Source organism: Hymenobacter qilianensis (genome assembly GCF_014638675.1).
Lineage (GTDB): Bacteria > Bacteroidota > Bacteroidia > Cytophagales > Hymenobacteraceae > Hymenobacter > Hymenobacter qilianensis.
On sequence record NZ_BMFN01000003.1, the window covers coordinates 892647 to 917047 of the forward strand.

Here is a 24401-nt window from a genome sequence, read left to right on the forward strand (position 1 = left end):
CTAATCTGGTCTCGTATGCATGTTACTCAGATTTCACTTGGGCGGTTTCATCATTTCCATTTAGCACGACAAATGGAACGAAACGGCCTGTTGACCTGCATCTGGACGGGGTATCCCTCACTAAAATTACGAGATGAGGAAGGAATTCCCAAGGGCAAAATTCGGACGTTTCCTTGGTTGCACACTCCTTATATGGCGCGGGGGCGCTTTGGATTAGCCAAGTGGTTATGGCTCACCAGAGAATGGTCATGGTTAGCGCAAGATACCTTGGACCGCCATGTAGCGGCACATCTGAAGCAGGCAACCGCATTAATCGCCCTGTCAGGATCTGGTTTGCACTCAGGAGCAGTGGCCCAGCGACAAGGTGGTTATCATATATGTGATCGTGGTTCGTCTCATATACGGTTTCAAGACCGAATCTTACGGGAGGAGTACGCCCGCTTTGGCGTTCCATTTCCGGGCATTGACCCGCGCATAATAGCCAAAGAGGAAGCGGAATACCAACAGGCTGATTTTATAACGGTACCGTCGGAGTTCGTTAAAAAATCATTTATCGAAATGGGAGTACCGGTAGGGAAACTTGTAAAAATGGTTTATGGAGCCCGATTAGATCGCTTTAAACAAGTTGGAGAGCCGCCGAAGGATCGATTTCGAGTGCTGTGGGTAGGGAGTGTTAGCCTACGGAAAGGGTTCCTCGATTTGCTAGAGGCGTTTGCATCGCTTAAATCCCCTAACAAAGAATTGCTCGTCGTCGGGTCAGTAGAGCCAGAAATGAAAAGCTTGTTAAAAAGGCGGCGAAAGGTAGAGGGGGTATGCTTCCGTGGTACCGTGTCGAACCAAGAATTGCCCATGCTTTACAGCACGGCCCATGTCTTTGTCCTTCCTAGTATTGAAGAAGGGTTGAGCATGGTGCAAGGCGAAGCACTAGCATGCGGGTGTCCCGTTATTGCGTCGACGAATACTGGTGCCGAAGACCTGTTTAGCGATAGAGTAGAAGGATATATAGTACCCATTCGCGCGCCAGAAAAGCTTAGGGAACGACTTGAGCAATTGCTAGAAGATAATCAGTTAAGACTAGAAATGTCGGAGGCTGCCAAACTAAGGGTGAAGGCCTTAGGAGGCTGGAATAGTTATGGCAACTCATTTACCCATTTAATAAAATCACTTTAAAAAACCTAGGCGTTTAATAGTATATTAATTAATAAAAACGCAATTTTTAAGCTCCTCAAGTTGATGAAAACGCAGCCCCCTTATATCCATTGGAACCTTAGGACTGTCTTATCTAGACAGGAAGAGCAATCTCTTCCTGCCTTTATTCGCTGGTCTTGGATCATACTTGGCTTCGCTTCCTTATTCCAAGTTGTTTTATTTGGCAGTTTAGATAATAGCATTGCCACCGGAGCTGTAATTCTTGCGTGGTTACTGCTTTGCCGTGCTGTACTCAGCTATAAAAATATAAACACCTATCCCTTGTCTAGTTTTATTTTAATAGGATACGTATCGACTCAATTTTATTTCCCCCTAATCTTTACTTTGCTAGAAGGAAAACCGCTCATTTTCAATCTGGAACTGCCATTACGGGTTTTTTTCCATTCATTTGCTGCATTGCTTATATTAATACTGGCGCACGTATTATATCGGGGTTTAGTGGAGCAGTTTAGTACAAGAAGGGTGTCAACTCTGGAGAAATATAAATTCTTTACTCCTCCTAGTGCCCTGCAATTGTGGCTTATGGGATTCATTGGATTGGCTGCTACCTTTTATGTTTATTTGTATGCCTTAACAGCAACCAAGACAGTTGGAACGGCAACAGATAAGTTTATAGAAGCTTTAGTTCCATTCTCATACGCTCCTTATTTTATTCCATTCACTAAATTATACGGCGAAGCAAAACCATTATCGAAAAGAACTGCGCTGTTATTAACCGCTTACACTATTGCCATTTTTGCTATAAGTATTGCGCGCAATAGCCGTGGCACTTTTATGATTGGATTTGCTTCATTAGCATTCGCCTATGCATTGGGACTTCTACTAGGATATTACAAGGCCCGTTTTTTTACACTACGGTATCTGTTTATTGCCTTAACTTCTTTCTGGCTTTTTACCGGACCGGTAGCTGATATTGGTACGGCTATGGTTCTGGTACGACAACAACGCAATGACATCCCCTATTCCGAGCTTGTAAGTTTAACGTTAGAAGCGTTCCACGACAAAGAATCTATTCGGTTATATAGAATGGCTGAGAGTTCTGAAAAGCAGGATTGGGATGAGCACTATTTAAATAATATATTTATAGCTAGGTTTTCTAACTTAAAATACAACGATACTAGTTTATTACTATCTTCAAAAATAAGTGAATATGATCCCGACGTGTTTGATTTTACCATCAATCATTTTTTGGCCAATTTACCTTCGCCCGTATTGAACCTATTAGGAGTTAACTTCGATAAAAGATCAGTTAACCAAGTATCATTTGGGGATTATCTTTTTTCTAAAGTTTATGCGAAACCTCAAGCACTAGGCAGTTTTTTTACTGGTCATTTTGCTGGCACCGGTATGGCTGCCTTTGGCTGGTGGTATTTAGCAATATTAGGGGTAGGCATAATTCCGGTTTATTTCTTATATGATAAGTTAACTATTCAAACACGTGCTCTGCACCAACCGACAGCAGCATTTCATACTAAACTGCGCTTTAGTTTTTGCGGCTTGTTATTCCTAACCCCCATTTTTCAGTTCTTTCCAGCAGAAAGTGTAGAAAAAATTGGTGCGTTTCTGTTACGTGGCTGGCTGCAAATGATTATCTTATATTTCGTATTATATCATCTCACTTATTTTTTGGATAAGGCCTTAACAGGATTTGCTCCTTCCCGACGGGTTAAGCCCCAAAGCCAGCCGATTTATTAAGGGTATTCCAATAATTTACTGAATAGAACAAGAGCAAGTGATGGCAAATATTCTTTATTTAGGATGTGATGCGCATGGCTCTACATCCCTCCACCGGGCGCAAGCGCTTGCCCGGCTAGGACATACTATTTCGCATCATAATCCTGCGGCGGCGGCTACTGGATTCATGGGATCCTCATGGCTTGACCCTATTCATTACCGGACGGGCTACCGGATTTTGCAATCACCCATACGTTCCTGGCTAAGTAAAATTATTGATTCAATACCAAAGCCTGATCTCGTTTGGGTGGATAGCGGTGAATTCTTTGGGCCTACGGCCATTGCCGGTTTAAAAGGACTAGCATGTCCCATATTACTCTACAATGTTGATGACCCTACAGGCCACAGAGATGGTCGAAGGTTCGACTCCTTGTTAAAAGCGTTGCCTCTGTACGATTTAGTAGTGGTAGTACGTAAAGAAACGGAAGCAGAATGCCTAAGCTTGGGAGCGAAACAGGTGATGAGGGTGATAAGAAGCTATGACGAGGTTGCGCATCAACCTTTTCTGAACCCAACACATATTCCAACCGAGTTTCGCTCCGAAGTGATTTTTATCGGCACTTGGATGCGCTATGAAAAACGGGATGAGTTCCTGCTCCACCTCCTAGAACAAGGTCTTCCCCTTAGTATTTGGGGTAGCCGTTGGAAAAAATCACCGCATTGGGCCAAGTTGCAAATTGCCTACCGTGGGGGCTCCTTGAGCGGTCGCGATTATGTTGCTGCCATTCAGGGATCCAAAATTTGCCTCGGTTTACTCTCAAAAGGAAATCGTGATCTCCATACCCAACGATCCTTAGAAGTACCGTTTGCCGCGGGCTTATTATGTGCGGAACGCACAACGGAGCATCTGGAAATGTATCAGGAAGGAAAAGAAGCAGTTTTTTGGGCCGATGCCAAGGAGTGCGCAAGTATTTGCCACAGGCTACTTTTGAATGATTCGCTACGGGAGAATATACGGGTAGCGGGCCAAAAACGAGTACTAGCACTACAAGTTGGAAATGAGAACATTTGCCGCAAAATTTTGACCCATTTGCGTATTGGCTAACCACTTTATTACTCGTACTTAATAAGAATCTGCCATGCAGCTTGTTTTTTTTACCCATCCCAATTTTATAGATTCTCAAAGCATGCCTCGTTTCGCCCGGATGCTTGCAGAGGGGATGCGTGAACGCGGGCATAAGGTAGAAATTTGGTCCCCCCCCCCCAGACTTTGCCGCTTAGCGGGCCCAAGAGCGTTGAAAAAATGGTTGGGCTATATAGATCAGTACATCCTATTTCCCAGCCAAATACAACCTCGAATTAAGTTATGCTCTCCCCATACGCTCTTTGTCTTCACTGATCAAGCGCTAGGTCCATGGGTCCCCTTAGTTCATGATCGCCCCCATATCATTCATTGTCACGATTTTTTAGCGCAGCAATCGGCAAAAGGTCAAATTCAGGAAAATCCAACGAGCTGGACTGGCCGGCTATATCAATCGTTTATTCACCGGGGTTATTCAAAAGGAAAATATTTTATCTCGGTCTCGGAAAAAACGCAGCGTGATCTGCACCACTTTCTTCCACAATTACCCCTGTACTCGACCGTAGTATATAATGGTCTTAACCGGAAGTACAGTCCACTCGGCCCCCGTAAAGCACGGCTATTAGTAGGGGAAGCTATGGGCTTAAATCTCGCTTCCGGTTACATGCTTCATGTAGGTGGCAACTTGTTTTACAAAAATCGCTTAGGCGTTATTGAGCTCTATAATGCTTGGCGTTTACAAGGGGGAGTTGACCTACCACTCTTATTAATGGGCGAAGAACCAAACCCCCGCCTTTTACAAGCACAAATTCAGTCGCCTTATGCAAAAAACATTCATTTTTTTAGCAGCGTTCCGGATGAATTAGTGCAGCTAGCTTATGCAGGAGCCTTGGTTCTTCTTTTTCCGTCACTAGCTGAGGGCTTTGGATGGCCCATTGCTGAAGCTATGGCTTCGGGCTGTCCAGTCATTACAACCGGTGAAGCGCCCATGACGGAGGTAGGAGGCACGGCGGCCTTTTACCTGCCACGCCGGCCCGCGACAGGCGATGCCACCATTTGGGCGCAGGACGGGGCGCTGCTTATCGAGCAGGTCGTTACGCTCCCTCCGCGCGATCGGGCCCAGGTTGTGGCCGTGGGGCTGACCAACGCGGGTAGATTTGAGACCAATATGGCATTGAACCGCATAGAAGAAATTTATCACAGTATTCTTGACACATTTCCAAACGAATGAGGCTGCTTCACGCTGTTGCCAGTATGGACCCCCAACAGGGAGGGGTTGCCCAAGCGGTCCGCACTATAATTGTGGGGTTAACTCCCTTCGGAGACCTTAGTGAAGTTGTAAGCCTAGATGCTCCCGCTGCTCCAGAAATTCAGGCCGATTCCTTTCGCCTTCATACCCTCGGCCCCGGACGAGGGCCTTGGCGGTACAGTCCCGCTTTTCTTCCTTGGCTGCTGGAGAACTTATCGCGATTTGATGCCGTGATTGTGCACGGCCTATGGCTTTATCATAGCTACGCCGTACACAAGGCCGTGCGCCAATTGCAGGGGCAAAGCTCTGTCGCAGGGCTTAAAAAAAGGAACATGCCTGGTCTGTTTATCATGCCGCATGGCATGCTGGACCCCTACTTCCAGCGAGCTTCTGGTCGGCGGCTGAAAGCGTGGCGAAATTGGGCATACTGGCACCTGATCGAAGCGGGAGTGGTAAACGAGAGCACTGGCTTACTTTTCACTTGTGAAACGGAACGTCTACTGGCCCACGAGCCATTTACCCCCTATCGCCCCCAACGAGAACTGGTAGTCGGGCTAGGTGTAGAAGCGCCCCCCCCGTTTACACCTCGGATGCAGGAGGCTTTTTTGGCAACCTGCCCTGCGTTGCACAATCGTCCCTATCTGCTGTTTCTGAGCCGGATAGACGAAAAAAAAGGCGTCGATTTGTTGATTAACGGTTACAAAGTCCTCTTTCGTCAGTTGGCTAAAGATGCGGCATGTGGTGCTCGTGCCGCTGGCCTTGGTGAGGGGTCGACTTCTCTGCCTTTCGCCTGTGCGGAAATGCCAACTCTCGTCATTGCCGGTCCAGGACTGAACTCGCCCTACGGCCAGCGCCTGCGTCAGGCAGCTGCCGAACTACCCGCATCTGCCGTTTTCTTTCCAGGGATGCTTACTGGTGCCGCTAAGTGGGGGGCTTTCTACGGCTGCGAGGCCTTTGTGCTGCCTAGCCATCAAGAAAACTTTGGGATTGCAGTAGTGGAGGCCTTAGCATGTAGCAAGCCGGTTCTTATCACTGATAAAGTAAATATTTGGCGCGAGGTTGTAGCGAACGGTTGCGGATTAGTGGCGGATGACACCTTAACGGGCACACAAGAATTATTGGAACGCTGGATAAATTCCCCCTCCGCTCAGAAAAAACTGATGGGACAGCGAGCACTGGATGCGTACCAAAATAATTTTGGTATTGCAGCAGCTGCGAAGACATTGTCAGAAGCGTTAAAAAGTATGAATCAATAATTTGTTTTCATAAAAAGTTATGGGCGTTAAACGAAAGCAAAAAAAACTTTTACTTAAAAGAGATTTCTAATTTTAAGCTGCATGAGGCTACCGAATTTATATTAAAAATTTTTCTTCGCATTCTGTTAAATAATTTAACCATACATTGAAAATACAAGCTGTAACAGCCTTACAATTATTGGTCTTTACCGATGGAATTAGCATTGGGCAGCAAAGTTGCTACTGTGTTTAGCTTGGAGGGAAGGATGCAGTCATTGAATACATAATTTTAGATTTATAGTATTGCCTGGCTGCCTGAAAAGAATATTAGAGCTTATTTTTTAATAACTGTCACATTACTAATGTACTCGTTGCTCAATGCAAACTGATCTATCCAAATTTAATGTAGGCGATTACAAAGCGGGCTCTAAAGTAAAAATAATTGCCTGGTATTTACTTAATTACTACGTTTTTGACACTGCAGTCCCTTGGCCCTATAAATTCAAAGAAATATTATTACGCTTCTTTGGTGCTCACGTAGGGGAGGGAATCGTAATCAAAACTAAAGTAAGAATCAAATATCCTTGGTTGTTAACCATCGGAAACAATTGTTGGATAGGAGAATCGGTGTGGATCGACAACCTGGATACTGTTTCCATAGGAAATAATGTAAGTATATCACAAGGGGCCATGCTGCTTACAGGCAACCATGATTATAGGGTAAGTAGCTTTCCTTATCGCCTGGGAAAAATACAATTAGAAGATGGCGTATGGATTGGAGCTCGTGCGGTTGTTTGCCCGGGAATTATTTGTAAATCTCATTCGATTTTAACGGTGCAATCGGTGGCTACGAAGAATATGGATGCTTGGTCAATTTATTCAGGCAATCCCGCAGCCTTCGTCAGAGGTCGCACCATGCGAAGTTAGAATATCACAAAAAAGTAGTTCGAATATATTTTTATCTTAAGTGTTCCCAGATATGAATACCGTTACTAAAAAATATTCTCGGCTTAGTTCAAGCTTGAGTATGCAAAAAATACCAAGGATAAATCTATTTTATGTGATTATTATCTTTATTTTATTTTTATCTATTACCGAGATAGGATTGCGTGAATATTTGGGATTTGGCAATGCGATTTTATTTAAAGAAGATCCCTATGTGGAGTATATTCCTGTTCCGCAATCAAAACAAAGATTTGGTCACAATAATGTATATAATTCCTTTTCTCAAAGGAACCGAGAAGTGTTAACTACTGATTCAACTGTTATCCTTGGATTCGGCGATTCTATCTTAAATGGGGGCGCCTTGACCGATCAAGATAGCTTGGCTACAACTATGCTTTCTAGCTACCTGTCCAAAAAATACAAGAAGGATGTATTATTCACTAACATTAGCGCGGGATCGTGGGGTCCAGACAATTGCTATGCTTATTTAAAGAAATATGGCAACTTTAGGGCTAAAGGTGTTTTGTTGGTAGTAAGCTCTCACGATGCTTATGATAATATGACTTTTGAAAAAATAGTTGGCATTCATCCTAACTATCCTAATACTCAATATCATTCAGCAATCTGTGAGGTCCTAGTACGATACATTTACTATCCTTACATCAAAGATTTTTTCACTCAAAAAGAGCGCGTAACCAGTAGCAAAACCGATCAACTATTAATAAATAAATATAAGCGAGGCGCAAACTTTAATAACGGATTTAGTGCTTTTAAATCTTACTGTGATAGTGCTAAAATACCGTTAACTATCTATCTGCATGCTGACATCAGCGAACTTAGATTCCGGCGCTACAATGCACATGGGCAACTGATAATTGAGTTTTGCGAAAGTAACAAAATAAGATTAGTTAAAGAATTAGATTATAACATGCAACCCCAGGATTACAGAGATAATATTCATCTTTCCCATAGCGGACAACGAAAAATGTTCGATATTTTAAAGACATGCTATTAAACAATCAAACGCCATGATGACTAGCAAAAAAAACCTTTTATTGATAGGCTATAATTTCTACCCAGAGCCTACTGGAATAGGCAAATATAATGGAGAGATGATTGCTTGGCTTGCTAAACAAGGATACAACTGTACCGTAATAACTACCTATCCGTATTATCCCTACTGGAAGGTTCAAGAACCCTATATTAAAAATCGCTTTTCCTTTACAACAGAAGTTGTAGCCTATCCAGCGGGAGGTAAGGCCACAATTTGTCGCTGTCCCATTTACGTGCCATCCAGGCCTTCGGGAATCAAAAGGGTTATTTTAGATTTATCTTTTCTATTTACGGCATTAATCAAAGTAATTCACTTGCTTGGCAAACACAAGTTTGAATATGTAATTACTATCGCTCCCGCTTTTAAACTCGGCTTATTAGGAATTTTATGTAAAATTTTACAAAAATCTACCTTTATTTATCATATACAAGACATGCAAATCGAGGCCGCTCGAGATCTGCATATGATTAAATCTACCTTCTTGTTCAAGTTATTATTAAAAATTGAAAAGTTTATTTTCAACAAAGCGAATTTCATCACTACCATATCGGAAGCCATGGCAATCAAAATATATGAAAAATCCGAAAAAAAGGTTCACCTTTTCCCCAATTGGGTCGATACCAGCCTTTTCTTCCCTATCCAAGACAAGTGCAAACTGAAATCATTATTTGGATTTAGAAACGCCGAAAGAATTGTTTTATACTCAGGTGCGATTGGGGAAAAGCAAGGATTAGAAAACATTTTGTCTGTCGCAAAACGATTCGGAGAATGCGACATGAATGTTAAATTTATTATCTGTGGATCCGGGCCCTATAAAGAACACTTAATAGAGTTATCCCAAGAGTTAAAACTTACCAACCTCCTGTTTCTTCCAGTGCAGCCGCTTGAAAAATTTAATAGTTTTCTCAACCTAGCTGATGTTCATTTAGTTATTCAAAAATGTAGTACGTGTGATTTAGTGATGCCTTCTAAACTCACTACCATACTGGCTATTGGGGGGTTAGCTTTAGTAACAGCTAATAACGATTCTGGCCTTAGCTCTATGATTAAGAAACACAATATAGCTTTGGTTGTTGAACCAGAAAATCAAGTAGCGTTATATAAGGGTTTAACAGAAGCCTTAAATGAACTTAATGATGAGATTAAAATAAATGCTCGCTCTTACGCGGATCGATACTTAGAAATTGACAGGATTATGAAATCGTTTCAAGTATTAGCATTACAACCTATACCTTGTGTTTAGGTTATTTTTGTCTTTTAATTTTTAATAAAATAGTGCCGTGTTTGACCGCCCACCTGGGTTTTGATTAACAAAATGTATACCCCGGCTGGAAGTTTTCGCACATTGAGTACACTCTCTCTGGTAGCCGTATAAGTAGTTTGTATCAATGCCCCTGCTACTGAGTAAATTTCAAGTAGCGCCGAGGGGGCCAATAAAACCACGAATAAATTGTTGTTGGTTGGGTTGGGATAGATATTGACCTTAGAGGCATTCTTCGTCAGAAAGTCGATTGATCGCCCGAGGCTATGCTGGATTGAACCATCAGTATTAACTTGTTCTAATCGATAGTAGATAGGGCCCTTAAGGGTTTTACCGATACCTATATCCTGGTAGCTATAGGTTGTTTTGGCTGATGTTAGGCTGCCTCGCCCATTTAGTTGCTCCACTGCAGTGAAATAAAGCCCGTCGAGACTGCGCTGCACCGTAAAGTGCTTGACATTCGTTTCGGAGGCTGTTTCCCAATGTAGAAATGCGTTTGCGCTATCAGCTTCAACGGTGAATTGTATTTGTTGGACGGGGGGCGGGGAAATGATGGGAATACTAAAAGTAGCTGGTAAGCTACTATTGCCTTTGCTATCAATAGCGCTATAGGCAAAGTTCGCTTTGCCAGTATAGTTAAGGCTAGGCTGAAAGCTTACCAACGCTGCTTGATCAATCGATACGACCGTATCTTTTGCTATCGGAGTCTCTTTAATATAGAGGACGCCACTCGTGACGGACGGCAACTTGCTAATAGCGAAGGCAGTAATCGGTCCACTGGGAGCAGAACCGGTAAGGGGCAGCAAACGAGTTAGGCCAGCACTGCTGGGAATGGGCAGGTTAGTTTTTGGATCTGCTAGCGGGAGTTGACCAGTGGTAGCGTCCGCACAGGTACTTGTATGGACTGAGGCATGATTCAGTCCTTGCAAGGTCTTATCCTTAATGCTATTTGCCGTATTAACTAAACTGGTATTACATACAACCGCATTGTACGTACCGGAGTTAAGATAAACGGCATTGTCGCAGTTGGTTGCACTATTGTTTTGAATGATACTGCCTAGTATAGCAGGAATACCTTCATCTACATAATTGTGCGTAAGCTTATGGAACTCTAAATAATTGAGGTACCCATTGGGGAAATTATCGTCCACTCGCGCTACTGCATTGGGGGTATGCGCTGTGAGCGAATTATTTCGCATCTCTACGCCAAGCGCTAAGGTGCCAAAAGGCTTTTGTTGAATATGCTGCGTCGGATGAACGCCAATAAATACCCCCATTTCGCCATTAAGGTCGGAAACCGAGTTCTTTACTATCTGTATATTCCAGGTAGGATACATCCCAACGGTGGTGTGCCAGTTTGTCGTTTCTCGTTGGAAGGGAGCAATATCAATTGAACCATTATTAGTCAAGGTGTTACCGACGATTGCTATATCGTGGTTAGCGTTTTGCGACAACATAATCCCGCGTTGGTTACCTTCCATTACATTTCCTTGCACCAGCCAATTTTCAGCCCCCCATGTCCAGACCGCATACCGGGACGTGTGATCAGGTATCACTTCCCAATTACTTTTCAGGGTAAGGGTAGTACCAGTACGACTGGTGATCTGCCGCCACTGGCCCATTCCTTTGCCCTGTACAATGCCTACCCCAACCCGAGGTTGCACTAGACTTCCCCATGATTTTGTATTGTCAGTTAGGGTGTTGCTCGTTGCACTGGTTACGGTGCCTATGGACTCATCAGGTACATAATTAGCTCCCTGTTCAGCTAGAATGGTTTCCCCGTCATTAGTATTCTGCGGGCGTCCATTAATCACTTGAAATGTATTGTTCAGGATAGCCACATTACGGGCAAAATCCCACGTAGTGACGTGCGTTATAACACGAGCATTACCAGGCCATCGCGCACTACCATCCCGGTAGGTTTTGTTGTTCTCAAACACAATATTTTGCGCCCCACCATTTGCGCGTGTATGGCCAAAGTGCAGCCCATCATTTGCATATACTATTTTATTGTCTGCATACACAACATTCTTGCTGCCATCCATGCGCAAGGGACCTCGATAACCGGTTGTAGCTGTTATTCCTTGGGTGAAGTCACAGTTGACGATACATACTTTATTGGCGTCGGCTATGTCCAGCCATCTACCTATATTCAGCTTCCAGCGCACCCGCTGCATAAAGAATTCCTCAATCCCCGATGCACTTAAGTTGGTAGACCACTGTCCACCATCGGATATATTCTCAATAGTTAAATCGGCAAACCCAGTGGTTTTTACCCCAGGATTGAGGCGTAGTCCGATACCACTCTCATTATTGTACCCATAGCGGAGCACCGTTTTATCCATTCCTTCCCCTGCTAGTACCACACGGTCTCCCATTTCCAAGCCCCCCCAACCACTATGGAGCAACTTATAGATACCTTCTGGCAAGAAAACAACCCCTCCGCCCGCTTTTTTAGCGACACTTATTGCTGTTTGAATAGCTAGTTTATCATTCGTTAGTCCATCTCCTATAGCCTTTACTGTGAGGCGAGGATCAGTTTTTACATTGTAGATGTTACGAGTAAAGTTGTATTTATGGCCCCAGCCAACAGGGAGGTCATACGGATTAGTGTTTCTTTCAATAACAGTAAGGGGTTGCTCTACTTTAGTTTCTCCTAATAAGCCCCCCAGCCCGTTTGTTATATAGACATCGTACGTCTTGCCAGCGGTTAAACTGGGAGGAATGTTAACGCGGATTTTGTATTCCTCGGCTCCACTTTCCTCGATGGTTGCGTCCGTAGAAGCACCTGAATCATGCTGCACGAACCGAACACTACAACTGCCCTCGGCAAGCCTTAAATTTCGGCCAAAGATGCGCACCGTCCCCCCCGCTATGACTTCGGGGGAGTCATAATGCATCCCTCTAGCGCGGTTTATATAGACGACAGGACTTTGGGTGGTGCTGTCCCCTACCCAAAGTTTATACATGTCTAACGGCCAGTTGTCGGGAATAGCTACGGTAGCCTGCCCCGCACTCTGCACTAGGATGGGGGGAGTAATAGCTGTACCCGTTCCTTGAGCAAGGTAAACCTTGGCTGTCGCACTAAAATGGCCTTGTAAACTAATCGCTTCACTAGGCCGCCCCGTTGGGCTTGCATTAAAAATTTTAGTTTGAGCGCTAGCAGCTAGCGAACCAATACCACATTCCCAGGCTGTGAATACAGCTACCAATAAGCCAAGGCGTCCCATACAAATAACTATTAGTAGCTACAGGCCCAATCGCATGTCTGAGGCATTAATTTAAGTATTCTTCTATTCAAATAGAAGAAATTTATAAGTTATATAAAACCAATAATGTTATAATATATAAATAAAACCAAATAAATTTGGATAAAACTGTTTGAAAACCCATTTTCATGTAGTATTATTATTTCTCTAATCGAGACTTGCCCGTATTGATAGCTGTTGAGCTTTAGCCATTTACATGCCTATTTTATCTATTACGCCAGAATAAATTTCTTTAGTTTACTTAGGAAACAACAACTTACTAGTAGCTTTTTACCCTTTTTATTTTTCCCTTTTTCACCTTTTTAAATAGTACTCTTATGAAAAAACTTGTGAGTTTTTTTTCCCTGTCAGCTCTAATCTTCCTCTTAGGGCTAACAATCACACCTGCTCAGGCTCAAAACGGTAATCCTGGAGAACCCAACCAGTGTGGAAATTGCCAAGGTAATCAAGGCAACGGTAAAGGGAATGGTGGCCCCACCGATGTCCCAATTGACGGAGGAGCTTCTTTGCTTCTTGCTGGGGGAGCAGCCTATGCCTTGCGCCGCATTAGTAAGGCTCGCCTTAGTAAGGCACAGTAATAAGCATTACTAGCTGGATTAAATAGCCTGCTTACTCGCAGAGCTATTTAATCCAGCAATGTCTTATTTATATAATGTCAAAGGTATAATACTAGCTATGAATCCTCTTCTACGTTTTATGCTGATAGCCGGAAGCCTTTATTTGGTGTGGCTTTTTGGGTATGAACATTACTTGGCTATTGATGGTCGATTGGATGCCGCCTTAACGCAAAATATCGCCATGGCTGGAGCCGCCGTACTGCGCCTGGTAGGCTTTGATGCCGTCGTATCCCCGGAACAAGCAAATTTGATTCTTTTATCCAATACACCTGCCGTTAAGGTTGGATATTATTGTGACGGACTAGTATTATACGCGTTGTTCACTGGATTTGTGTTAGCTTTTCCCGGGCCCATCCGATATAAATTGTGGTTCATTCCCATGGGCTTGATTCTAATCTATAGCATCAATATATTACGTGTTGCCGCCCTTTGTCTTAATCATATTTACTGGCACCAGACCGTAGATTTTAATCATCACTTTACATTTACCTTCATCGTATACGGGTTTATTTTTCTTTTATGGATCTGGTGGGCTACACGGCTAGCACCTCGCGTCCCTATTAACTCGGCTCCGCATGTCCACGCTTAAACGCCTCATTAATGAAGATCCCAAACCAGCATTGGAGAGGCTTACTGACAATAGAATTATTCGCATAGGGTGCTGTTTATTATTAGTCCTTCTTTTATTTAGTGCTTCGCTTTTCGCTGAGCAGCTATATGCCGTACTCGGTACCTTTTGTCAAAGCCTATTCGATGCTCTAGGCGTTGCAGCGTATCTACCTAGATTGTTTGAACAAGGTGGCGTGATCGGTCAGACTATGAATCGACCGCATAGTATTCCAGCGGTTATCTTATATAGTCTGTTGTATGTAACGGTCTGTTTGGCACTGCTTTTTTTGCTCTTACCCTACCCTACTCAACGACGATACGTACTTCTTTTCTACGGCATTATAGCTGTCGCTTCGCTGTTGCTACTGGTAACCAACAAACTGGTTGGTCCTAATTTTTCCATTACAATCCTTACTAGCCACCTCTTGCATTTCCTTGTGTCCCCTGTCCCTGTAATTATTCTGGTGCCTTTATTACGATGGTATTCAGCAAATACAAAGAAGGGTTAGCATATGCTCATCTAAGGGCTTAGAGCACTTTATAAAAAACGTACTTTAGTTGTCGACTAATTTGAGAGTAGCCTAATGCTCATAGTTGATTAAAAATTAAGTTAAGACTAGCTACAAATGATCTCATTAATTACAGATCATTTATGTATACAATCTTTAACTGTATGCCTACTAAGTTGCCTTCTTAGTAGGCTTTTTAACTAGCCGCCCTCCCACCCTCGCCCATTCCCACCAGTTTAAGCTTCCACAGGTGAAAGCTTAATGGCAGAACCGTGTCTCATTTTAATGCCTAGGAATGATGCTTGCTCAAATTCAACCTTTTTTGCGCTCAGGAGCCACCGTAGTTGAACGGGAAGAGTACTTAGAATTTCCGATTCATAATCCCTCAGCGGATCTCCAAGCGAATGCGTACTACTTCAACCATCCTGAATGGGCAGAAGACTACTTAACCTACTGCCCGTAGTGAGTCATTCAAGCTCCGCTGGGAAGCTGCTCTCGGTGTCTGTGCAGACAGCATTGTAGTAGACATTGGCTGCGGGCCCGGTAATATTTTTGCCACGCTACAAGCGAAACCTAAATTACTTATTGGTATTGATGTAGCTGCCAAATCACTAGAGTTAGCTAACTGCCTGTGCTAGCTGATGCCACCAACTTGCCCTTTATCTCCGGCTTTGCCGACTACGTGGTCTTGAATGCTGCGTTACATCACTGTGAGGATATGAGCGTCGTCTTGCAAGAAGCCGCTCGCTTAGTTAAACCAGGCGGTTTGTTAATCACTGACCATGACCCTCAGCTAAGCGCCTGGGATTATAAAGGGCTGGCTAAATTGCTCTGGAACGGGCGCTTAATCATATATAAACTTACGGGTCATGGGTTTCACAAAACAAACAGCCAACAGTATTGGGGCCTGAAATGCGAAATCCATCATAAGCCGGGACATGGTGTGACGAAACCTTTCTTTGTGAACACGCTTGAGCCCCTAGGGTTTGAAGTGGCGGTATTTCGGCACAATCATGAAATGGGAGCAGAAGTTCTGCAAGGTCAGCCAGGCAAAGCCGAATTAAAGTACAGAATGGGCAACCTTCTATCGGGCCGAAATCCTAATGCTGAAGAAAGTGCCTTATCCTTGATGTGCATAGCAAGAAGAACGAAGTAATGATCCATTAGGGTTTTCTTCCACGATTGCTTGGCACCTACACATGTCTGTTAATTAGCAATTGGCTAGTCAACAACTTACCCCAATTGTTGATATCGGCGAAGATTTATTTGTAACTCATTACAGGTTTCGGCATACAACGCTTAATTTATTGATAATTCAGTGCATGTGTGGCCTTAGGTAAAAGGTTGGTCCAAAAGGTACGTGCGCCCTCGGAAGGTTCGCCCCACACGCAGTGGTGGCGGTGCCGGTCACGGCTCCCATGGGCTACCACCCCGGGAGCGCGGTAGCCAGTGCCCTGGGCGTTACCAAGCAGAAGGTGACGTAGACCAAATAGTACTAACAGCGGCGGCACCGCGCGAGGGCGGACAACCTTGTGGACCTGTCCTCCGCGGGCACGGGTACGGGGCAGAGCCCGCACCGAATTGAGCCGCCCACAGGCAGGGGTGATGATCCTTCGTCGTCGGATCAAAGAAGCATGTAGCAGTACCCGTCAAACACGTTCCTCGGGTAACATTAAATGCCCCCCACTAGTCGCCGGCCGACGCATCGGCTACGCCGTTGAACCCGATCGACCATCCCAATAGCCCTTCAGCGCGGGAGCACCGGCAGCTACCTTCGCCCCAACGCATCGCATTTTCGATTGCTGAATTCGGGTCCTGCTCCTAGACCGAAGCGAGGGGCGCCCCTCCGCAAGCTTAATCATAAAAATTCAGGCGGTCCTGATCGTTATCCCCGCCTCCCGTCCGTGCGTCGTGCTGCGGGGCGGCGCATTAACGTGGATTGAACTAAGCGCCGCTCGTAGCGGTTGGGCATCTCCCCGCTGACTTTAGGTTGGAGACGGTTAAAGAAAGGATCCTAAAAGAACCGAGGGGGCGTCAGAGATGTCCATCTGTTACAAAAACCACGAGATCTACCCCCATGTCCCTCCTGGCACCAGCAGGTCGGCCTAAAGAGGCTGTAGGTGGTCTTCTAATGATTGGGCAACGTTTTTGGTAATAGATGACGATGTAGTGCTCCTCTAGCTGGCCTTGGATCCCGTAGCCGATCGGCTTCTCACTGAGGGTTGTGGCCGTAGCGTCGTGGTTTTATGATAGATCAACCGTGCGCTGGTGACGTACAGCCTGGGTATCCCGCGCTCGCCCCAAGAGTATACTCCAAAAACAGTGGTTTAAGGCTGTTAGGGGTATTATTAGGCGATCCTAAGCCAGCGCCGAATGGCTACCTATTACAAAAACCAGTAGTTAACGAATACGTAACTTATTTTGGCATGATGACATTGAAGCAGTCCTCATCCTTAAGGGTCCCATCCTTTATTCTGTCTGTAGTAGGTTGGAGACAATAAAACGTATATCTGCTTTTCTATGGAGCCGGAAGACGAATTTATAGAGAATGCTAGCACCCTAATGCGATTCGCAAAAGAGGAGTTAAAGCAATTCATCACTTGGACCAACCCACAAACCTCCTATGGAAAGCAGGCTGGCCTGCTTGTCCAGCAACTCGAAGCCATCTCACTACAAATGGAAGCGTTACGCCAGGACTATAAGAAACAAGTCCGCAAGAACTAGGTAAACTCATAAAGGCATTATGGGGGGGTACGCTACTTAGCTGCATTAGACAGATAGGAGCATTATTACTCCCTATAAGAATCATAGGTAGTTCTGTAAAAGTCAGGTTTCGATTTATAGATTACATCCTTGAAGCAGAATTGCTAGCTTAAAGGACAACTCCCGTAAACGTAGGCTTTAAGCTAACAGCCTACGAATAGTCGCGAGGGAAGCATTTGCTTTCTATGTGAGGGTTATGTGTCATGAGCTAATGAGACGCCAGCAGGCAATAAACACAATACAGTTAGACTAATTATTTCAGCGTGAGGCGGGCCTTAAGCAAAAGGCTGATAAATCATGTTCCTTGAGAGCTTCATGTAGTGTATCCAGCTTGCTTGATTCTGGCTCTTTAGCGTACGTACCCTACCATGTGCTCTGTCCCTCAGGCGAGTAGGTATCCTTACTTAACTAATGTGATAAGGGCACTTTGATTCAGCAAATTGGGGATACATAGCTTGCCACACCCGTACGCGCTGGGAGTTTTTTCTCCTCCCAATGAATAGCGTGAAGGGCGTCATGACCTGTGATTCATGATTTCTTGGGCAGAACCTATCATCCATTCCTAGTAAGTTTTACCTGTGGTACCCACCTTTCTAGATAGAAAAACATTTAAGGAATCCTATTTATAATCCGTGTATATAACTGAAAGTTAAGCTCTTTCAATTAGGGTATCTGTGATATACTAAAAAATCTTCGAATATAAACAGATGAGCTAGCTTTAGCTCATCTGTTTATATTCGAAGATTTTTTTTGATTTAATCTTCAGAAAAGCGGACATTTATTACTATGTTCATAAAAAATATGAGATAAGTCTAAAAGTAGAATTTTGCAGGGTTTTTACACTTGTTTTAGGACTTTGGGAAGTATAGCTAAGAAGGCCTATGAATTAAAGGAATATGGTAATCGTCAAGTAACAAAATATAAACAGCAGATGATACACTCCTATACTACGCCCAAGACGAAAATCATCGAGTATGAACTAGCTTCTAATGTACCTCATACTCCAGTTATCGTCAATCACGGCCTTAAACGCACCTTTGATATTCTAGTAGCTTTAATCGCCGTTCTACTCGTACTGAGTTGGCTGGCTCCGCTCCTAGCCTTACTAATTCGGCTTGAGTCACGGGGCCCTGTCTTCTTTAAACAGCTACGTACAGGCTGCAATGGCAAGCCATTTTACTGCTTGAAATTTCGCAGCATGCGTCTCAATACCGAAGCCGACCTGCGGCAGGCCTGCCCTAACGACCCGCGCGTAACGCGCGTTGGGGCCTTTATGCGACGCAACAATCTTGATGAATTGCCTCAGTTTATTAATGTGTTACGCGGAGATATGTCTGTTGTTGGCCCCCGGCCTCATATGCTGCGACAGACAGAAGTTTATGCTCAAGCTATTGATTACTTTATGTTGCGCCACTGCGTTTGTCCAGGTATCACAGGCTGGGCACAAGTCAATGGATACCGAGGCGAAACAAAGGAACTGATCGCCATGGAAAACCGCGTCAAGGCTGACCTGTGGTATCTGCAAAATTGGTCTCTACTGCTGGATGTGCATATCATCGCCCGCACGCTCGGCCTATGGTTGGGCCGCCAGCCCAATGCCTACTAGCCTACTAAGGCTGATTGGTACTGCCTCAGCTACCAGGGTATTAGTAATGTTCCAGCTAGCCCTGATCACGAGCGGATCACTTAGAAGCAAGCAGGCTTTCAAGGTTAACTGTGGTTGTACTTACCCACCATTGAAGTCAAAGCCTAGGCTATTGCCTTTAGCCTGATGGGGGCGCACTACCAACCTCACAACCCTCACACTCAAACTCCTCACGTTATCCAACCGGCCTTTGCGGCCTTAGGATAGCTTGCGCTCAACGCACCTTTTTATTATTTATTGATTTTCAACCACTTGTGCCCGAAATAAGGGTGGTTGATCTCAGGTTTTTCAGTTTTTTCAAAATCACTTACTATGGATCAGCACCTACTTTATGCTAAGCAGTATGTCGGGAGGAGATACTCGTGTTGGCTTGCCATTATAGGTATAATTCTATGTAGCGTTTACCCCTCAAGTTTACTAGCTCAAAAAGAAAGAAAGAAAGGAGCTAAACTGCCTCCCATCGATATCGCAGGGGTTATGCTTGCGAATGCTCAGTATAACTTCGCCCCAAGTGGGTTAAAAGGTAGCTCAATAGGTCAACCTACCTCCCTTCAGTTTGGGCCAGATGGGCGTTTATACGTAGCTCAACAAGCTGGTATTATTCAAGCTTTTACTATAAAAAGAAATGCAGCCAATGACTACTCGGTTACGGGCACCGAGGTAATTAACATTATCAATCAGATTCCCAATCATAACGATAACGGAAGCTTAAACACGAGCGTTACTAGCCGACAGGTTACCGGCATACTCGTTAAGGGCACAGCGACTACTCCAATTATTTATGTCACGTCCAGCGACAGCCGCATCGGTGGCCCCGATGGAGATTTTAATTTGGATACTAACTCCGGCATTATTTCCAGACTCACGCGTAGTGGCACTAGCTGGACCAAGCTGGATTTGGTGCGTGGACTACCACGATCAGAAGAGAATCATGCATCCAATGGCATGCAGTTGGATGAGAAAACTAATATTTTGTATGTAGCCCAAGGTGGGCACACCAACGCCGGAGGTACATCCAAAAACTTTGCCTACACTCCCGAGTATGCGCTTTCAGCCGCTATTCTCTCGGTTAATCTTAACGCCATCGACGCCTTGCCAACGCAAGGAACAGGCAATACAGCCTATAAATATAACCTCCCAACGCTAGATGACCCGGATCGTGCTAACAATCCGGATGGCTCTGATCCTTTTGATCCTTTTGGGGGCAACGACGGTCTAAACCAGGCGAAAATTGTACCCGGTGGCCCGGTACAGATCTATTCTCCCGGCTATCGCAATGCTTATGACTTAGTGATTACTAAGTCTCGGCGGATGTATACCATAGACAACGGTCCTAACCAGGGGTGGGGAGGGTATCCACAGAATGAGGGAACGGCCAATGCCAACAATAACTACGTCGTTGGCGAACCTGGCTCAACCGGTCCAGCGCCTACTGAAGCGCAGGTCAATAATCTCGATAACTTAGACTATATCGGCAACCTGGACACCTATACGCCGGGCAGCTACTATGGTGGTCACCCTAATCCAACTAGAGCTAACCCTAGTGGTGCTGGACTCTATACCCATAATGGTACCTCGGGTGTGTGGCGTACCAGCAAAACCGGGACGCCACCCTTGCCTGCTGACTGGCCACCTGTGGCAACCGCCAATCCTATAGAAGGTGATTTTAAAATGCCCGGAAGTACGCAGAGCAAAGACCTGCTAACTTTTACCGCCTCAACGAATGGAATGGCGGAGTATACCGCTTCCAATTTTGGAGGAGCCCTGCAAGGCAGCTTGCTCGCCTGCAGCTTCGATGGTAACATCGTTAAAATCGCCCTGACGGCCGATGGCACCGACGTAACGAACCCCCGGAATACGACCAATAAATTAAATGAAGATCTACCCTTTGCTTCCGGTTTTGGCTCCACCCCTTTAGATATTGTTGCCCAGGGTGATAATGATGTCTTTCCCGGCTCAGTATGGGCTATTACCTATGGATCCAATTCTATTACCATATTTGAGCCCCAGGACTTTTTGGTTTGCACGGGCAAATACGATAGCAACGACGATGACCTAGACCGTTATACGAATGCAGACGAGATTGACAACGCTACCCAGCCTTGTTCAGCCTCCAGTATGCCCCCTGATGCTGACGGCGATTACGTCTCTGATTTAAATGATGTAGATGATGATAACGATGCTATTGCAGATAACATCGATTTTTTTCCTTTAGATAAAGATAATGGGCTGACTACTGCCCTTCCCATTAAGTACGACTTATTTAACAACAGCCCTGGAACTGGACTTTTCGGCGTGGGCTTTACAGGCTTGCTTAGTAATAAGACTACCATTTATACGGAGCTATACGATGAAAATAATCTCATTGCCGGGGGTGCTGTAGGGGCCTTTTCAATAGTAAATACGACGCCTGGCGATGCACTGGGAGCCTTAAATACCCAGGAAAATGCGTTCCAATTTGGTGTGAAGGCTTCAACAACTCCTTTCACGGTGCAGGGACGACTGCTAGGGCCTTTTTTTAATAATAAGACGCCTCAAAATTTTCAGTCACAAGGCATTTACCTCAGCAACGGGGATCAAGATAACTACTTGAAAATAGCGCTTACTGCCAATAACGGTACTGGTGGGCTCGAAGTAGTCTATGAAAATGCGGGAACTCCTGTTACTACTACCTTTCCCATACCCGGTGGCATCCCTAGTTCCACTCTAGACTTCTTTTTTGCTGTTAACCCTACTACTGGCGCAGTGCAGCCCAAGTATGCAATCAATGGGGGGGCAACCACTAACCTAGGCAATCCTATTCAGGTAAGCGGGGCGCTTTTAAGCGCGCTGCAGACTGGCAAAGCCTATGCGGTGGGTGTTATCGCGACTTCCCGGGGGGCCACGCCCTTCACAGCAACCTGGGATTTTCTCTATGTTACCGCCAATACGCAAACAACCGATTGGGTGACCATTGCCCCTTCTAACACCCCTAAATGGGTTGGTGTCAGTGTTTCGGTGGCCAACAAAATGCAAGTTATGTCCGGCTTCTTTACGGCCGAAACAGGAACTACCCCCAAGTGTGAGTCGTACGACCCAGCAACTAACACGTGGACGTATCTAGCTGATATGCCTCTTCCGGTCACCCACGCAGGTGTTGCCACTGATGGGAACAAGATATACGTAGCTGGTGGCTTTACAGGATTGGAGGCAGGCAAGCCTAACACGGACGCGCTGCAGATCTATGATGTAAGCACCAACACCTGGAGTAGCGGGCCCAAGTTGCCAGCTGTAATGGGTGGGAATGCACTCGTTCGGGTCGGGCGTAAACTGCACTCGTTCGGGGGTATGATGCCCGACCGTCAAACAGGCAATGCCGCCCACTATGTGCTGGACTTAGATAACCTCGCGGCGGGCTGGAGTAACGCTGCCCCTATGCCACTGCCGCGCTGCCACTTTGCTAGCGCGGTCGTGGCCGGCAAAATATATGCCCTAGGAGGCCAGACTGGCCATGATGGGCCCGTCCTAGACGTCAGTGCGGCAAATGTTTATGATCCAGCCACGAACACGTGGTCCGACCTGAAGGCATTGCCTTATGCCCGCTCCCACAGTGAATCGGCCACCTTTGTGGCCGATGGGAAGATAACGTTGGTGGGTGGTGTGTCACTGAATAATAATATTTTAAATACGATCACCACATATGACCCAACAACGGACACTTGGACTGAACAGGCGCCGCTTCCCGTTAATTTGTTTGGCCCCAGCGCTGAAGTAATCGGGGAAGAGCTATTTGTCTCGAACGGCTCCCTCAACGCCCGCACTAACCCGCAAACGACCGCCCGTAAGCGGCACTTTCCCCGCACGCCTAACTATAAAATAGGCTTCTCGCCTGCCCAGGTACAGTTAACGGCTACGCAAGGGTCTACGACTAGCAAAGAGGTATTGCTGTGGTCACTGAGTGGCGCGCCTACTTATAGTATCGCCACAAACCAGCTCCCCCCATGGCTTACAGTAAGCCCGGCCACAGGCACTCTAGACTTGTTAGGAGGCAGTGAGGTCACGCTGACAGTGAACACAACGAGCTTATCGGCTGGTAACTACTCCGCTACGATTACCGCTACCGCACCAGGGTACCCTAATGCTACCTTGCCCGTGTCTCTAACGGTTTCAGGGTCCGCAGCTGCAGTAAAGGTGCTCTACCTCTATGGTAGTATTCCGCCTGCCGAGGTAGATATGAAACTCTCAGACACCGGCACAACAGGCATGTCGCAATTCAATCAGGCGTTAAAGGATGTTGGCATGGTGACAACAGAAGCGCTTGATGCTAGTATCACCTTAAATGCTACTACGCTGAACCAATACAAAGTATTGATCTTAAGCTCTAATAATCGCCGCTTTACTGACGCCGAAAAAGCGGCCGTTGCTACCTGGGTGAATGCGGGTGGTGGCTTAGTAGCCTGGTCTGATGGAGCATTTGGAGGGGGCATCAATAGCACGCAGGGCTCCTTAAGTGACAACGACCTCACCCAACAGTTTGGCATGCAGTTCTTGCGTGATAATGGGGTGACGACATTTAGTTTAACGCAGTGGACAACTGACCACTACATTAATGGATTTAATAAAACCAGCGGCTTAACGATTGAGGCAGAAGGAGCCAGCCCTATTCGTACAAGCGCTCCTGCTACCATTCTGGCCTATATGCCAGCCTGCTGTGCTAAACTCAACAGCTTGGATGGTGCCGTTACTCCTGCTGATGCCGCTATTTCATCCGCAAAAGTAGGCCAAGGGCGGGTCCTAGGCTTTTTTGACCGCAATGCCTTCTGGAATGCGGGCCCAGGTACGCAACTTAGCCGCGTAGATAACAAACTGTTCGCGCAGCGTTTGGTGCAGTGGGCATCAGGGGTAAATGATACCCCCACGACTTCTGCTCCGACGGTCAGTTCTCCTATCGCGGATGTTACAGTACCTAAAAATAGCCCCCCCACGCAGCTCAACCTAGCTACTGTTTTTGCTGATAACGGCGGTGCCGCCAACCTTAAACTAACGGTCACCGCTAACTCAGATCCGAACGTAGTTTCTACCTCCCTCAGCGGAACTACCCTAACGCTAACGTACGCTCCGAATGCCATAAGCTCCGCAAACGTGACCATTAGGGCAACTGACGCGGATGGCTTGTTTGTCGAAGATACGTTCCAAGTAACCATTACCAATGATACGCCGCCCCCCGCGGGGACGGCGCTATACCGGGTGAATGCGGGTGGAGGGCAACTGACCACCTCGCTGGGCACGTTTGCCGCCGATA

At 45.7% G+C, this 24401-nt stretch carries 16 protein-coding genes; 15 read left to right on the plus strand and 1 reads right to left on the minus strand.

Features of this window, described 5'->3' with window-relative positions; all coding sequences use genetic code 11:
- Nucleotides 1-15 precede the first annotated feature (15 nt).
- From IEW06_RS17980 to IEW06_RS18015, 8 genes are all read left to right on the plus strand, one after another.
- On the plus strand, nucleotides 16-1170 hold the full coding sequence (locus IEW06_RS17980; protein WP_187731490.1) for a glycosyltransferase family 4 protein: 1155 nt from the start codon (nucleotides 16-18) through the stop codon (nucleotides 1168-1170).
- A 63-nt stretch (nucleotides 1171-1233) separates the two neighbouring features.
- Nucleotides 1234-2904: a hypothetical protein gene (locus IEW06_RS17985; RefSeq protein WP_187731489.1), complete on the plus strand. Its 1671-nt coding sequence runs from the start codon at nucleotides 1234-1236 to the stop codon at nucleotides 2902-2904.
- A gap of 40 nt (nucleotides 2905-2944) precedes the next feature.
- Nucleotides 2945-3988, plus strand: a complete 1044-nt coding sequence (locus IEW06_RS17990; protein WP_187731488.1) for a CgeB family protein — start codon at nucleotides 2945-2947, stop codon at nucleotides 3986-3988.
- Between the two features lie 34 nt (nucleotides 3989-4022).
- Entirely contained in the window at nucleotides 4023-5195 is a 1173-nt protein-coding gene (locus IEW06_RS17995; protein WP_188548691.1) for a glycosyltransferase, read from the plus strand.
- A gap of 23 nt (nucleotides 5196-5218) precedes the next feature.
- Nucleotides 5219-6469, plus strand: a complete 1251-nt coding sequence (locus IEW06_RS18000; protein ID WP_373285387.1) for a glycosyltransferase — start codon at nucleotides 5219-5221, stop codon at nucleotides 6467-6469.
- Nucleotides 6470-6826: 357 nt separating this feature from the next.
- Nucleotides 6827-7375: a WcaF family extracellular polysaccharide biosynthesis acetyltransferase gene (locus IEW06_RS18005; protein ID WP_187731487.1), complete on the plus strand. Its 549-nt coding sequence runs from the start codon at nucleotides 6827-6829 to the stop codon at nucleotides 7373-7375.
- 52 nt (nucleotides 7376-7427) lie between these two features.
- Nucleotides 7428-8408, plus strand: coding sequence for a hypothetical protein (locus tag IEW06_RS18010; RefSeq protein ID WP_188548693.1), 981 nt, complete (start codon nucleotides 7428-7430; stop codon nucleotides 8406-8408).
- 13 nt (nucleotides 8409-8421) lie between these two features.
- Nucleotides 8422-9690, plus strand: coding sequence for a WcaI family glycosyltransferase (locus IEW06_RS18015; RefSeq protein ID WP_223284433.1), 1269 nt, complete (start codon nucleotides 8422-8424; stop codon nucleotides 9688-9690).
- Nucleotides 9691-9704: 14 nt separating this feature from the next.
- Here IEW06_RS18015 and IEW06_RS18020 read toward each other — a convergent pair whose 3' ends face one another.
- The gene (locus IEW06_RS18020) at nucleotides 9705-12938 is read right to left on the minus strand and encodes a T9SS type A sorting domain-containing protein (protein WP_188548694.1); all 3234 of its coding nucleotides are present in this window, start codon (nucleotides 12936-12938) and stop codon (nucleotides 9705-9707) included.
- Between the two features lie 356 nt (nucleotides 12939-13294).
- On the opposite strand from IEW06_RS18020, the gene IEW06_RS18025 reads away from it, so the two are divergent.
- From IEW06_RS18025 to IEW06_RS18055, 7 genes are all read left to right on the plus strand, one after another.
- Nucleotides 13295-13555 (plus strand): PID-CTERM protein-sorting domain-containing protein, encoded by a 261-nt coding sequence (locus IEW06_RS18025; RefSeq protein WP_188548695.1) that lies wholly within the window; start codon nucleotides 13295-13297, stop codon nucleotides 13553-13555.
- Nucleotides 13556-13652: 97 nt separating this feature from the next.
- On the plus strand, nucleotides 13653-14183 hold the full coding sequence (gene xrtX / locus IEW06_RS18030; RefSeq protein ID WP_229743166.1) for an exosortase X: 531 nt from the start codon (nucleotides 13653-13655) through the stop codon (nucleotides 14181-14183).
- Nucleotides 14170-14712 (plus strand): XrtX-associated membrane protein, encoded by a 543-nt coding sequence (locus IEW06_RS18035; protein ID WP_188548696.1) that lies wholly within the window; start codon nucleotides 14170-14172, stop codon nucleotides 14710-14712. The genes xrtX and IEW06_RS18035 overlap by 14 nt, the downstream gene beginning before the upstream one ends.
- 631 nt (nucleotides 14713-15343) lie before the next feature.
- A complete protein-coding gene (locus IEW06_RS20795; protein WP_223284431.1) occupies nucleotides 15344-15868 on the plus strand; it encodes a class I SAM-dependent methyltransferase in 525 nt (174 codons plus the stop codon).
- Nucleotides 15869-17232: 1364 nt separating this feature from the next.
- Entirely contained in the window at nucleotides 17233-17436 is a 204-nt protein-coding gene (locus IEW06_RS18045; protein WP_187731482.1) for a hypothetical protein, read from the plus strand.
- Between the two features lie 895 nt (nucleotides 17437-18331).
- Nucleotides 18332-19081 (plus strand): exopolysaccharide biosynthesis polyprenyl glycosylphosphotransferase, encoded by a 750-nt coding sequence (locus IEW06_RS18050; RefSeq protein ID WP_229743167.1) that lies wholly within the window; start codon nucleotides 18332-18334, stop codon nucleotides 19079-19081.
- A gap of 939 nt (nucleotides 19082-20020) precedes the next feature.
- Nucleotides 20021-24401, plus strand: a 4381-nt coding sequence (locus tag IEW06_RS18055) for a Kelch repeat-containing protein (RefSeq protein ID WP_229743168.1), incomplete at its 3' end; no start/stop codon positions are given.

Excerpts from the sequence above, each read along its gene's own strand:
- IEW06_RS18035 (WP_188548696.1), top strand. The coding sequence starts at position 14,170 with ATGTCCACGCTTAAACGCCTCATTAATGAAGATCCCAAACCAGCATTG.
- IEW06_RS18010 (WP_188548693.1), top strand. The coding sequence starts at position 7,428 with ATGAATACCGTTACTAAAAAATATTCTCGGCTTAGTTCAAGCTTGAGT.
- xrtX (WP_229743166.1), top strand. The coding sequence starts at position 13,653 with ATGAATCCTCTTCTACGTTTTATGCTGATAGCCGGAAGCCTTTATTTG.
- IEW06_RS18025 (WP_188548695.1), top strand. The coding sequence starts at position 13,295 with ATGAAAAAACTTGTGAGTTTTTTTTCCCTGTCAGCTCTAATCTTCCTC.
- IEW06_RS18015 (WP_223284433.1), top strand. The coding sequence starts at position 8,422 with ATGATGACTAGCAAAAAAAACCTTTTATTGATAGGCTATAATTTCTAC.
- IEW06_RS17990 (WP_187731488.1), top strand. The coding sequence starts at position 2,945 with ATGGCAAATATTCTTTATTTAGGATGTGATGCGCATGGCTCTACATCC.
- IEW06_RS17995 (WP_188548691.1), top strand. The coding sequence starts at position 4,023 with ATGCAGCTTGTTTTTTTTACCCATCCCAATTTTATAGATTCTCAAAGC.
- IEW06_RS18005 (WP_187731487.1), top strand. The coding sequence starts at position 6,827 with ATGCAAACTGATCTATCCAAATTTAATGTAGGCGATTACAAAGCGGGC.
- IEW06_RS18045 (WP_187731482.1), top strand. The coding sequence starts at position 17,233 with ATGGAGCCGGAAGACGAATTTATAGAGAATGCTAGCACCCTAATGCGA.
- IEW06_RS18000 (WP_373285387.1), top strand. The coding sequence starts at position 5,219 with ATGGACCCCCAACAGGGAGGGGTTGCCCAAGCGGTCCGCACTATAATT.
- IEW06_RS17980 (WP_187731490.1), top strand. The coding sequence starts at position 16 with ATGCATGTTACTCAGATTTCACTTGGGCGGTTTCATCATTTCCATTTA.
- IEW06_RS18020 (WP_188548694.1), bottom strand. The coding sequence starts at position 12,938 with ATGGGACGCCTTGGCTTATTGGTAGCTGTATTCACAGCCTGGGAATGT.
- IEW06_RS17985 (WP_187731489.1), top strand. The coding sequence starts at position 1,234 with ATGAAAACGCAGCCCCCTTATATCCATTGGAACCTTAGGACTGTCTTA.